The 10,244-nt window shown below is 55.3% G+C and carries 5 protein-coding genes; 2 read left to right on the top strand and 3 right to left on the bottom strand.

What is annotated here, in order from left to right:
* The 3 genes from FJ146_18060 to FJ146_18050 all read right to left on the bottom strand — a co-directional run.
* On the bottom strand, nucleotides 1-1,367 hold a 1,367-nt coding region (locus tag FJ146_18060), incomplete at its 3' end, for a hypothetical protein (protein ID MBM4253877.1).
* Between the two features lie 104 nt (nucleotides 1,368-1,471).
* The gene (egtD, locus tag FJ146_18055) at nucleotides 1,472-2,446 is read right to left on the bottom strand and encodes an L-histidine N(alpha)-methyltransferase (GenBank protein ID MBM4253876.1); all 975 of its coding nucleotides are present in this window, start codon (nucleotides 2,444-2,446) and stop codon (nucleotides 1,472-1,474) included.
* A gap of 242 nt (nucleotides 2,447-2,688) precedes the next feature.
* Entirely contained in the window at nucleotides 2,689-3,234 is a 546-nt protein-coding gene (locus FJ146_18050) for a hypothetical protein (protein MBM4253875.1), read from the bottom strand.
* A gap of 4,330 nt (nucleotides 3,235-7,564) precedes the next feature.
* On the opposite strand from FJ146_18050, the gene FJ146_18045 reads away from it, so the two are divergent.
* Both FJ146_18045 and FJ146_18040 read left to right on the top strand, forming a co-directional pair.
* Complete coding sequence (locus FJ146_18045) at nucleotides 7,565-9,418, top strand: iron transporter (protein MBM4253874.1); 1,854 nt, start codon at nucleotides 7,565-7,567, stop codon at nucleotides 9,416-9,418.
* Nucleotides 9,419-9,424: 6 nt separating this feature from the next.
* Entirely contained in the window at nucleotides 9,425-10,219 is a 795-nt protein-coding gene (locus FJ146_18040) for a PepSY domain-containing protein (GenBank protein ID MBM4253873.1), read from the top strand.
* Nucleotides 10,220-10,244 lie beyond the last annotated feature (25 nt).

Below are 10,244 nucleotides of genomic sequence, written 5' to 3'. Positions count from 1 at the left end.
TCACACGCGGGCGTGGGGTACTTGCCTATGCTGCCAACCCCAAGGAGCAACTTGATCAGTGAGGAGGCCGTGATCTCCTCCGTAGAGGTTGAAGTCGGCGTCATCCAGATAGAGGCGCCGTGCACATCAGGTATCCCTAGCTGCCTGCCAAAACCGGGGAAGTATGCTGGATCAGGCGCCAGTTCGACCCCCGTCATGGAACAGACTTCTAGTACATGCAGAGCGCCTGCTGGGTAGGCGGCAAGTTTAATGACGGACTCGTCTTTTTGTTGGCAGCCTAGGTTCTGGCACTGGCGGAGGACAATGATTTGGGCGTCCACAGCACCCGTTAAATATTTAGGAATTGGCATATGAAGCTCCGGACCGCGGTAGTTGATTTGGCAGTGATGGCGCGGAGCTTTGTTTTGGCAGCGTATCGAAGCTGCAATTGGCTTACTACTGGACTGTTTAGCTACGTAACTGAGGACATCGTGCATCAGCTTCACTTGACCGGCGGGTATTTTCTGCGCCATCGCCTTAGGTAGGCGGCGGATATTACCTTCGCTTGCATCCATCTCCGTGGTGTCACGATATCTGGCATTTGCTTGCTCACCCTTGAGCTGACAGTGGCTATTGGGGAAAGCTCCTATGGGGCCTATGCCGGCATAAGCCGCGATGGGACGATAGTTGCGCATCGGTTCCATGATTTGTTTACCATCGCTCGCCAGTTTTGGGCGGCCACTCTCGTCGTAGGCGGGAACCGTGTCCTCGAATTCCTCAACTGATACGCGCAATCCATGCACCTCAGGCAGGTAGCCGACAGAGCTGATGAGTTGACCCAAGTAGTCAAACGGCGCTTTCCACTCTCCTGCTGATTTGGTCCCAATCTTTGCCTCAAGCCCGCGGATGTCGCAGACTTCAAAGTCATAGACCGGCTGTCCCTCAGCACCGCGCCGCGCGACTGTACGCCACCACATCTGAAACTTGTTGTCGCCGCAGCTCCCATCGTTGCAGTCCTTTGACAGCACGACGTGTCCGGCCATGGTGCCAAAGAGAAAGGAACCGAGGGCCATCTTCATCTCAGGCCCCTCGTAACTTAGGTGGCAGTGCTGTTCCCCTGGGCTGTAGTTCTCACATTTAATCGATACGGGGAGTGTCCGCTGCGGTCCCCCGCTTGGTTCCGAGGCTGCAACCAAGTACGGGAAATTGCGGTATGCCTCGGCCGCCATCTGTGCCGGAAGCGTAGAGCTAAAGGTGATGGGTAGTCCCTCGGATGTAGGCATGCCAATCCCTTGTGCGGTCGATGCGGGATTGGCATGGCGACATTGCAAAGCAAACGATACTGCAACCGCAGCGGCTCCGACCAAGACCAGCTTGGGAACGCGCATCGACTGTCTCCTTTAGAGCATCTGTTAGGGCATCTGTGGTAACGGAGATGATGCTTCAGGATACCACATACTGGCCAGTCGATGCAGGCGGCAGTCGGCGGGCTTTAACTCAATGGTACAGACTTGAGTAAGGACACTGAGAAATAATCACGGGCGTCCGTCCACCACTCGGTAAGTTTGAGTCCATGGGCTCCAGCCAGAGCCTCGATATCGCTACGCTCAAACTTGCGCGAGCTCTCGGTGTAGATGGGCTCGTCTTTTTTAAAGTTATAAGCTTTACCGGCGATGTGTACCGTCTGGTCGATGTTGCTTACCAGGTAGATGTCGATTTTTTTCTTGGCCTGATTGTAGCGGACTTCGTGACGAAACTGGCCCACATGGATGTCGCCACCGAGGTCACGATTCATCCGATGGAGAATGTTAAGATTAAACCGCTCAGTAACTTTCTCGGAATCGGAATACGCACGGATGAGTACTTGCTCGTCTTTGACTAAGTCGGCACCCATGAGCATGTAGCCCTCGTCGCCAACGATGGTCCGACAAATATCCATCAGCGCGTGAGTATCTTTCATGCTGAGGTTACCAACAGTGGACCCAGGAAAGAATAGGAGCGGAGTCATGCCTTCCAGGTGCTCTCGCCAGGGAAAGTCAGCAAGCTGCTGATAGTCAGCACAAATGGCCTTCACCTGCAGGTCTGGGATATCAGCTGCCAGCTGCTCGGCCTCAGCGTTTAGTAGCTCTTTCGAGATATCGACGGGCATGTAGAGTTGTACATGAGTCAGGTGCTTCAGGAGTTCTCTAAATTTGGTGCTGCTAGCCCCACCGAGCTCAACAACAGCTACCGGTTTACTCGTGTCGAGGTTGATGACGCCGAGCTGTTTCATGATCGAACGCTCAACCCTAGTCAGGTAGTAATCATTGGTCTGACATATTTCGTCGAAGCATTGGGATCCTGCGGCGTCATAAATGTATTTGGGTAGTAGGTACTTGCTTGGGGCGTTGAAACCGCGCTCGACGTCACCCAGGAAGTCGTCGGCCTTGGGCTGGAGGTCAATCAGATGGAGGTTCGAGGGGGACATGCAGCATTCTCCTTCGTCGGGAGGTGGGTGAGGGGGTAGAGGGCTATAGCTACGAACCAGATGGGCCTCCGGTGAGGCATGGCGTGGAGCTAGAGGATATAGCTCGCCTGGTTAATATACATTAAAATAATTTAAAATAAAGAATATTTTTATAAAAAATATAAAATACATTAAAAACAATATAAGCAACCGAAACCAAAGGGATTTTCGCTCTTTATTGTGAGCTCGTGATTAGCTGCCATTTAGCGACAGGCAAATGACTTGGCGTCGACCCGCGCACAAGCAAGGGCGTTCACGGTCCTGACGAACTCGCCACAATTGGTGTAACAACACGTCACATTGAAGACATCATTGCCGAGCTGAGCAATAGCGGGGCACGCCTGAGCCGTCGCAGTATTTGTAGTCGTCGTTTTGGTCCCGATGGAGCCCGTGTGCTCCCACATGCCTACGGTATTTTCGGCGGGCTCACAGGCCTCCTGTCCATTGGCAGCTGCTACGCAACTACAGGTGAAGTCCGTCGTGGCTGGGCAATTGACGTTGGCAGCTAAGTTAATGCCGTTATTAGTCGTACCCGTATCGGTGCCTGCGCCCGTGGTGTTCCCATTAGTGGTGTCGTTGCCATTAGTGTCGTCGGTCGAATCATTAGTTTCGTTGTCCGCTTCGGTGTCAGAGGATTTAGACACGCTCAGAATCGAGGTCCCTTGCGCCCCGGTGCTGGTGGCTCGCTTAGTACCAGATGGACTCATCGGTGATGTGCCACTGCAGCCTAGCACCAGCGCCAAGAGCATGGCTATTCGGTTTATGTTTAGAGGTAGTTGCATAAGTGTTGGGTGCCGATCTCATGGGGACTATCACGCCCCACGAGTCGTATCGGAGCAGCCAGAGGAAAAGTTGAGGTGGGTCTGTAGGGGGCTAAGACTATTGAGTGTTTAGTGGACTATTTTAGCCTGGTGATTTGGGTGAGAAATTCGTAACTCACTGGACCCACTCGATGATGACGATGCCGGGGGCTCCGTCGCCGCCGCTGCTCGGTGCACCACCACCACCTCCTCCCCCCGCTCCGTAAGCCGTAGCTGATTGGCCAGCTATAGTAGTGCGACCGGCCCCCCCCACCGCCGAGCGAGGAGCTTCCTCCCGTACCGCCACCACCCGAACTTTCAGATTGTCCCCCAGCACCGCCGCCGATGTTGAGGTCACCGGATGAAGTAGTGCCGCCAAGGCCCCCCTCTTTAGTTGCCGAAGAGCCCCAACTACCGCCAGTAGCCGTTAGTATTGGGGTCGCTGCACCCACCAAACTCACAGTTGAGTTACCACCATTCCCGCCGGAACTGTTATTCGAATCAAAATTGTCATTGTCTCCGTTGCCTCCTGCTCCGATCACGATTGTGAGAGAACTAGACAAATTAGAGAGCCATTTAATTGCCGTGGCGCCAGCTCCCCCACCGCCACCGTCACCGTATCCCCCGCCTCCCCCGCCACCGACCACGGTGATTTTGTAAACGGTATCTGACGAGGTGCCAGTAGGCAGCGAGAACGTTCCGTTGCTGGTGAATATTTGCCTCCGGAGTTGCTTTGATAGCGAAATCCACGAACTTCCGTCGCAGAATTCCATCGAGTTAGATGACGTGCTGTAACGTAGTGCTCCCTGTGCCGCAGTCGTGCAATTAGAGGCCGTGGACTCCTTCACGCGCAGTAATCCGTTAACCTCCAACTTTACTTGGGGTGACGTAGTCCCGATGCCGACGTTCCCCGTAGTCGTCAGGGTCGCGAAGGCACCCGCGCTAGCAGTGATAACCCCGGCGCTGAAGTTGCCGGACGCATCACGTTTCACAATAGTGGACGGTGTATTAGCGTTGGTAGCTGCAGAAGTGTCCCCGACAGCAGTGGCGATGGCTGATGACGTCTTTCCACCGACAGTCGCAACTGTAGGGTTTGGGTAAGTGCCACCTAGATCGCCGCTAGCCGCTCCCGTGGGCGGCGGTAAGGTAGACCAGCTGCCGTCTCCTTTCAGAAACTTACCTTGGTCTCCTGCGTTTGGCGTCGGTACTGCTCCTTGTGCACCATTGGTAGCGGCTGTGGCGCCAGTCATCGGAGGTAAATCGGCTGCAGTTAAGTTACCGCCACTCGTCACCTGACCGTATGCGTTGGTCGTAACCTTGGTATAGTTTCCAGGTGTACTAATTGATGCGAGGCTGACCGTTGCTGTGCCGTTAGCGTTTGCAACCGCAATGCTTCCGGGGGATCCCTCCACCATGCGCAGACGCCCGGCAAAGCTCTGATAGTCCGTGTTCGAGATGAGGCCGCTAGAGACTCCAGTAGCGGATGCCATAGGAATCACGATCGTGTGCGTAGTCATCGAGGAATCGACTCGCAAACTTGTGCCACTGGTGGAGGTTGTAAGGAATTGGTTTGGGGAGCTGATATTGTTGATCGCCGATATACCAGTACCCGCACCACCCCCGCCAACTGTAGTGAGATCAGCGTCTAAGTAAAACTTGTTGTTAGTCCCATCCCATTTGATTACTTGCCCGTTCGCAGGAGTGCCAAAGTTTAGGTCATAGCCGCCCAGTTTCGAGTCTGCATAGTCTTTGTTGACGCTTTGGTCTTCGCTTGTTGGCTTCACGAGTCCACTGATGACAGAGCCGTTCATAGTTAACGATCCGAGCTGAGCACCTGCGGCCTTAATGCTGCCGTTGACATCTAGCGTTGCACTGGGCGCCGTCGAGCCAATCCCGACATTTCCAGAAGAATTGATACGCATTCTCTCCGTTGGCTGGCCATTTGCCGGTCTGGTGGTGAATGCCAGGGCGCCGTTATATGCAGAGCCCCCAGCCTCCTTGACAGCTTTGAGGCCTGCTAGTTGGTACGGTGTCGACGACGTACCTGCGGCACCTTCCACCATGCTGCCCAGAGCGATGCCGCCGCCAGCACCGGCTTCAAACGACGAATTGTCCATAATCTTTACCAGGAACCTATTATCGGTTGAAGAGAACGGCGTCCCTTGAACATCCAGCACTGCGCCTGGATTTGTCGTCCCAATACCAACGTTGCCCGCAAACCTCGCGCCACCGGAAGTCGCGATCTCCGTGTTGCCAGTGATCAGTGAGGAGCCGTCTATAGTGCCTGCTGAAAGTAGGGCGCTGCTCAGCGTTTTATTCGTTAAGGTTTCCACGCTATCGCGCGTCACGATCGTTCCGTCCGTTGGGAATGTCGCAGTTGATTGTATACCGGTGCCGCCGAGGCTAGCGGGCAAGATGCCAGAGACGATCTTGGCAACAGGGAGGTCCGGTATATCGCTTACCTCGATAGTCGATCCACTCGTAACCCGCCCCTTGGCGTCCACGACTACCTTGCTGAAGTTCCCAGCGGTCACGCCCGTATTTTTTAGGATGGGACTTGGGAAATTTCCGGTTAGATCGCCACTTGCTGGGCCCGTGGGCGGTTGGCCTGACATCCACGTCAACACGCCGCTGCCGCTCGTACCTAGCACCTGACCACTGGTGCCTTCCGATGATGGTAGGGTCAGTTCTACAGGACCGGATGCCGCAGGGTCTGCCTTGAGTGACACCCTGGGAGTTCCATCGGAAGCGGCCGCAATCAGCCGTTGAGCCGACACAGTTCCTGTCGTGACGATATTTGTGGAGCCTGTGATCAGGGACGAGCCGTTGACGGTGCCGGACGTGACGATCGGTGACGATAATGTTTTGTTGGTGAGTGTTTCAGCCGCACCTTCGGTAACGATGACTCCTGTGGCTGGGAACGTCGCGTTAGAATTGACTCCAGTGCCACCGCGGTTTGTTGCGAGTGTACCCGTAATCGCAGCTGGCTCACTGAGGTCGAGAGCGCCAAACGCCGGCACCGATCCCCCTTGGGGTATCCTCAGCACCTGACCAGAGGTACCGGCGGCAGTCGATAGGATATTGCCGGTGATGTTGCCTAGCAGGACGCCGTTGTTTGTAAACTGAACCGCACCAGTGCCGCCGTGGCTCACATCGATCACCGGAATGTCAGCCACTGAGAGGCTACCACCCTCTGTGGCCCTGCCTTTGCCATCAACCACGAGCTTAGTGTACGTGCCAGGTGTCACACCGGAGTCTACGAGCGTTGGACCGGGGTAAGATCCCGTCAAGTCGCCACCGGCGGCGCCGCCAGGGGTCACGGACGTCGATGTTGTACCGCTTGCGTTTGGCGCCGCAATCCAACTCAATGTGCCACTATTATCTGCGGACAGCACATGCGAACCGGCTCCCATGGGCCGGTCGGCTGCCAGAGAAAGTAAACCATCATTTGTATACTTAAATACCGTAGTGTCGATCGGTACTTTGAGCGCGTAAGGCGTCACACTAAACTGCTGTTTAGCATAAACACGATTGTGGGTCTTATCGGTGATCTGAATGTATACAGTGGTGGCGGTCTCTGAAAATACTTTGTGGAAATCACTGGGACTCAGCTCGATCGCTAACTGAAAAACACCGTCCGAGACGGCGACGTCTGGTAGAACGATGGGACTACTGATCTCGATCCTTGGTGCGGTATCGGCGGCGTCAGCATAAAAATCTACGGCGACGGTGATCGGGCCCTGTACGGGTTTACCATCGGCCTCGGTGATGCGGTTGCTGTAGGTGAGCTCGTAAGGAAAGCCGGCGGCCTCAGTGGTGTGCAGTAACAGCAACAGGGATCCAGTGACTGCAATGAGTCGCAGCATCTTTGTGCGCATGCTCCAGATGTAGGTTCGGCGCGCCATCGGGTCACCCTTGTTTCGCGGCACGGTCCACTAACGGGTCACGGGCTCTCCCGTAGCGGCTAAGCACCGGAAATCGCACTTCCCTTAGTACGAGGTTCGGACTTCCGGACCCAATACTTTAGGGGAACGGGGGCACAAGGGGTGACCCGCTGAAATTACGAGGTAAATTAGACCTTGTTGAAGGCCTTTCACGGTGCGCTTCCGGAGGGTGTCAGAAACTTGGACAGGCCGACCGGTCTGCTCTCGGGTCCTGCAACCAGGAGTATCTTATGATCTTGATAATCATTCTCAGTTAGGTTAGGGTCTGATCGTCGAAAGGTACCTGTCCGCACCGCTTGTCGGACGCCGTAAGGGACCGCATAAAGGATCAAGTCATGACAGCTGCAGCACCCGACGGTCTGGAGCAACTACCCACTGAATTTTGTGAAGAGGCTGATCTCCACGCAGCACATGCAGTGCTGCAATGCTATTGGCGCGAGATCGCTGCACCAAACGGTTTAGTCACCTGGCTTGCAGGCGCGAGTCAGACCGGACAGTCTCGCGCCTATCCGTTCTTGGCTCGCATTGCCCTGCCTTTTTCGGGGGCAGCGGTCCTAGCCGCGGTCGATCGTCAATCGCTGGTAGGGATCCGGCATTTGGGCGAAATATCCCTCGAGGGCTCAGCTGGCGAGACTAAGTTGGGTCGCAGTGCGCTAGCCAAGCTCGTCGTGACGGAGCTGGCTCTGCGATTCAATCGGCCACTAAACAGTGATCTATTGGTCCAGATGGGTTTGAGCGCGCAGGTGACCGCCTGGATCCTGAGCGTGATGCCTCCGTCCATTCTTAACCTAGCTGATCCTGCCGTTGCCTACATTAAATCCGAGCAGTCGCTAGCCTATGGGCATCCATTTCATCCGACGCCCAAGGCGCGTAGTGGCATCGCCCCGGACGAGCTGCATCTATATTCACCAGAGGCGCATGCCTCGTTTCAGCTCCATTATTTTGCCGTGCGCAGGGAGTTCACGCGACAAGATAGCTGCCTTGAACGGGCGGCGACTGAGCTAACGGCTGCCGATGGTCCCAAGCACCTGATTCCTGATGACGGGTGGGCGTTGGTCCCGGTGCACCCATGGCAGGCGCGCTATTTGTGCCAGTTTGTTGGCGTGACCGACGCGATCCGTGATGGGCACATGCGGTATTTAGGTGCCTACGGCAAAAAGTTTCATCCTACGGCCTCTGTACGCACACTATTTGCGGCAGAAAGCGCCTACTTTTACAAACTTTCGCTCAGCTTTCGCATCACCAATTGTTTGCGGCGTAATGCCTTGCCGGAACTCGCCGCATCACTGCGCGTCAACCGCATGATGGCTGCCATCCGCCCCAGCATGCAGCAAGCTTTCCCGCAGTTCGCATACTTGGATGAATTGGCATTTCTGACGGTAGTGCTACCAGATGCCCCGTCCGCGGAGCAGCAGGCGATTACTGAGGGCTTTGGGATGATGCTGCGCCGCACCATCGATACGAGTGGCGACACAGTGCCTCTGCTTGCAGCAGCGCTATTTGGCAACGGTGATCGTGGGCGGTCCATGATTCGCCAACTTATGGTTGCGGCTGGACTCGGATCCGAGCCTAGCGACGACGACATAGAGCGCTGGTTCGGCGCCTACACGGAGGCCTTGGTCCCGCCGCTCCTATATCTTTATTCGCGTATGGGCATCATGTTTGAGCCACACCTGCAGAATATCGTCATGGGCTTTAAAGACGGTTGGCCAACGGCAACATATTTGCGTGATTTTGAAAATGCGCGGCTTGTGGCGGAGCGTGTTAGCGCGGAATTCACCCGTGATCTAACTGCAGCAGATAAAGTAGAGCTCTATTACAGCGAGCTCAAGGCGTGGAAAAGGTTTGCCTACTGCCTCTTCTCCAATCATCTCGTTGAGGCGGTCAGACAGCTGAGCTTCGGGCGTCCTGCGCTTGAGGCGCGGCTTTGGCAGGCTGTCGAGCGCACCGTGACTGGTTACCTAGTAGAGTATGGTGAGAGCGCTGCTTCACCCATGCTCCGGGACTTACTCGCTGGCGAACCGCTACCGGCCAAGACTAACCTGATCACACGCGTTCTCGTCGGTAAGGATGCTGAGGCTACCTATGTCCCCCTCGGTAGTCCTTGGACCAGGCCCGTCACCGAAACTGCAACTAACGGTCGTGGCCTAGCCCTCGCCACGCAAGTTAATGCAATGGGCGAGAGATAAGCCGCGATGACCGTGAGCCGCCGTCGCCCCAATATCTATCAGCATCGCCAGCGCCACCGTTTGGCAGCACTTTTCATTGGCATGCCGCTATTTATCGTGGCGCTCACGGGATGTGTGCTAGCCCTCAAAGCGCCAATTACCGCGAGCGGTATCCTTGGTGCCCGTGATCCTTGGCCATTTATTTACGATCTTCATCGAGGTTTAGTGGCTGGCTGGCCTGGTCGCGTGCTCATATCTGTGGCGGGACTTGGACTCTGGTTAATGGTGGTGTCGGGACTAAAATCGCTTGTACGATTGAAAGGGCGCAAGCCCTCACGGCATGCTGTGATTGGCATGGTGCTCGGCATCCCCATCGCGGTGGTGGCTAGTATCGGCGCAGTGCTCAATTTCGTCGAGCCACTGAGCAATTGGTTGGATCCTATTCCAGTCACGGAGACGATTCACGTCGCAGGCGCTTATCAATTGAATGAAGCTGAAATGTCGTCAGCGCGTTTGGCTGCAGCCGCCGTTAGAAATGACGCGGATCCCCTTAAGATTTATCAGCCCAAGGTCGGACGACCGTATCTTATATTTTATTACGAAGACAATACGCGCATCTATATCGAGCCCAAGACCTCTCAGGTGCTGAAAGTGCGGAGTTCATGGTCGCACTGGACCGGTGCGCTTCTACCTTTGCACAGTCTAAGGCCACTTGGTCTTAGTGGTATAGCTCTGATGTTGCTGTTTGGCTTGTCGCTAGCTTGGTTAACAGGTAGGGGGCTTGCCGCGCTGATTCGTGCGTGGGTGACCCCTGTTACTTGACGAGATTTTTTTGCACGATATCAAC

This window comes from Deltaproteobacteria bacterium (genome assembly GCA_016874735.1).
Classification (GTDB): Bacteria; Bdellovibrionota_B; Oligoflexia; order Oligoflexales; family CAIYRB01; genus CAIYRB01.
Note: the sequence above shows the minus strand (reverse complement) of the source record. Positions and strands in the feature narration are given on the sequence as shown.